This is a genomic window from Bradyrhizobium algeriense, from assembly GCF_003062295.1.
Taxonomy (GTDB): Bacteria; Pseudomonadota; Alphaproteobacteria; order Rhizobiales; family Xanthobacteraceae; genus Bradyrhizobium; species Bradyrhizobium algeriense.
In genome coordinates this window covers 1-2114 of record NZ_PYCN01000122.1, presented here as the reverse complement: position 1 = coordinate 2114, position 2114 = coordinate 1, and the positions used below count along the sequence as shown (strand labels likewise).

Annotated in this window: 1 protein-coding gene and 1 pseudogene; both read left to right on the top strand. The window is 56.2% G+C overall.

All coding sequences use genetic code 11. The features are described 5' to 3' along the window. Nucleotides 1–402 precede the first annotated feature (402 nt). Entirely contained in the window at nucleotides 403–1230 is an 828-nt protein-coding gene (locus C7G61_RS42575; RefSeq protein WP_108523393.1) for a Crp/Fnr family transcriptional regulator, read from the top strand. 758 nt (nucleotides 1231–1988) lie between these two features. After that, a pseudogene (locus C7G61_RS42570) lies at nucleotides 1989–2114 on the top strand (IS110 family transposase); the annotation flags it as partial.

Genomic DNA, 2114 nt, shown 5'->3' with positions numbered 1-2114 from the left:
CGTGCGCGCTGATATCCATGATGGCCCGGAGCACCACACGCTCCAATCAGAGGCCGGATACATTGATGCAAGACCGCATCTGCCAGGTTGACGAAACCTCTTGCAACGCGCGGCCGGACCATACATTCGGGTCAAACTGAGAAGTCGTGAGGTGCAGCCGGGAAATCGGCTTTGCTTTCAAGAACGGACATCGTCAGTCTGGCCGCTCAGGTCCGAAAAGTGCCAGGAACGGACATCGGAGATGCCTTCGAGACTACGCGCCAGGCTCCAGAATTCAGGGTCGATGAGCGGGAAAAATGCTGAAAAAGTTGACGATTTTCCCGAGTAATTCTGCCAGATATTGGCGTTTCGACTTCGAGGTTTACCCGACGAATTCCGACGGCTTTGCGCGGGGAGTATCTGATGAACTCGAGCAGCAACGCAGATTTTTCGACAATACTAAACCGCATTCTTGATACGGCGGCGGACAATCTCAGGATCGCAAAGATTCTGGTTCAAATGGGTCTCGATCCCAACAACATCACCTACGATGCCCTACTCAACCGGCTGCTAGAAATTGTGTTGGCCAACATCACGCTTGCCAATATGTTCGCTGTGATTGGTGCCACCTTTCTTGTAGCTACATTGCTGATGCATACAATGGTGCCGCTGCGCATCGCGAACATGGTCGGCTGTACATTCTTCGTCGTCTTTGGCGCGCTCTCCGGAAGCGTCGGGACTTTTATCCTGTATCTGCTTTTCCTGCCGATCAATGCAATTCGCCTCCGCCAAATGCTCAAACTGATCAAGAGGGCACGCATAGCCACAGAGGGCGATACCTCATTGGAATGGCTCAAACCTTTCATGACTGAGCGCAAATATCGCAAGGGCGACAAATTGTGCAGCAAGGGCGATGCAGCCAACGAAATGTTTTTGATCATCACCGGAAAATTCCTGGTCACCGAATTCAGCGTAGAGCTTCCGCCTGGAAGTCTGATGGGCGAGCTTGGCTTCTTGACGCCGAAAAATCGACGGACGGCGACGATCGAGTGCATCGAGGGCGGCCATGTGCTGACAATTGAGTATGATAAGTTGCTGGAGATTTACTTTCAAAATCCGGAATTTGGTTATTACTTCCTCATCCTCACCAGTCACCGCCTGCTGGAGAATAATGCAAAGCTTGAAGAAATCATCGCACAGAACAAAATCGCACCGCCGATTGCAGTCGCGAGCGGTACGGTTGAACTTTAGAGGATGCTGAGCGAACAAGCCGATGTCCGCTAATCTGATGGTCCGGTCGTGCTCCTGCCCCGCCCGCGATACGCTTTGCAGCGGCGGCCAAATGCTCTCGATGTCGCAAATGGGTCAATCGCGTCGGTTTGACCGGTGACGGCGACTTCCGGTTTACCCGGTGAACGGACATTCTCAGGATGGGCGGGCATGTGTCTAAGGTGCCAGGAACGGACTTCGATGACTTTCAGCACTCGGCAGCACCATTGGCCTTTGGGCCAATCGACAACCGATTGGATTCATCCTCCAGTATATGGAGCAGCGCGACGCGGTTTTCGCCAAGGCTAGCCGCAGCGTTGCTCTCCACCTTCGGGTTCTATCTTCCTTAGGCAACAAGACGGAATTGGCCCATGAAACTCACAACAATCGCATTGGCTTCGGCGTTCGCGCTGTCCGGCACTGTCGCTTTTGCACAAGCTGGCGGTCCTAACGGCACTGCGGGCGGTCCCACGTCATTGAGCGGCACCGGACCTTCCACGAGCGGAGGCGATTCACCAGGCGCGGTTGACCGTAACGCTCCCGCCGGTCCCGCCGCAGGGGGCTCCATGAGTGGCGGCACCACCGGAAGCGCTGCTGGCAACCAGCCCTGTGACAGTCCGAACGGCTGTCCGGGCGGTCCGACGTCATTAAGCGGAACCGGCTCGTCTCAGTTCGGCGGCTCGTCCCCCGGTACCGGCGGCAGGAACTAAGAGAAAAAGCCCCGCATTTCTGCGCGGGGCCTCGCGACGCGCACCGATGTGCTCTCGCCTCGCATGTTGCGCATCATCGAGGATCTGGCGGGAGACTGGCGCCGGCTGGATGCGCGGATCGAGGGGCTATCTAGCGAGATCGAAACGCTGGCCCGT